Raw genomic sequence first — 682 nt, forward strand, 5'->3', positions numbered from 1 at the left:
TATAGTGTTAAAGATATTGCTATTAAGTTTAATTATATGAAGACAAGAACAAGTAAAATAGAGTTTGCTGCAGATAAAATTAAGCTTTATCAAAGAGAATTAAAATTTGAAGGGGATAGGACAATATACACAGAAGAAAATACACAAGCCAATATCACGCTAAAAGATGGTAAAAAGGGTGCTAAAGTAGAGTGGAATATAAGTGGAGACGCTACTTTAAATGATCATGATACAACATTTAATTCTAGTGGTGAAGCTAAAGCAACTATTACTTCCAAAGCTCCATTTAAAGATAACCCTGTAATTAATGTAAATACTATTGGACAAAGTGTTAGCACTACTATTACTTATGTAGATAAAGAATATATTCCTAGTATTATTTATCCTAGCTATAAGGGTTATAAGCAAACCATAGAATTAAATCAAGATTTTGATCTTGAGGTAAGTAATTTAATCCCGAATACAGAAATTGAAATATATCATGATTTTTTATCAGCGGCTAAACCAAAGCAAGATCATGTTAGAGTAAATTCAAATGGTAAGGCTACTTTGGAATTTTATGGAGTATCGAATCCATTGTGTAGTAATTTCAATATTCAATTTAAATATATGAAAACAAAAAATAAGTCAGCGGATTTTTTTACAGATGAAATTTATATATATAAACAGCTTACCTTGATTG

At 28.4% G+C, this 682-nt stretch carries 1 protein-coding gene; it reads left to right on the plus strand.

Going from position 1 to position 682, the window contains the following annotated elements:
* Positions 1-36 precede the first annotated feature (36 nt).
* The coding region (locus L8X27_RS07955) for an Ig-like domain-containing protein (RefSeq protein WP_263681181.1) at positions 37-682 on the plus strand (646 nt) is incomplete at its 3' end.

Source organism: Campylobacter sp. CNRCH_2015_1657 (genome assembly GCF_025772685.1).
Taxonomy (GTDB): domain Bacteria; phylum Campylobacterota; class Campylobacteria; order Campylobacterales; family Campylobacteraceae; genus Campylobacter_D; species Campylobacter_D lari_D.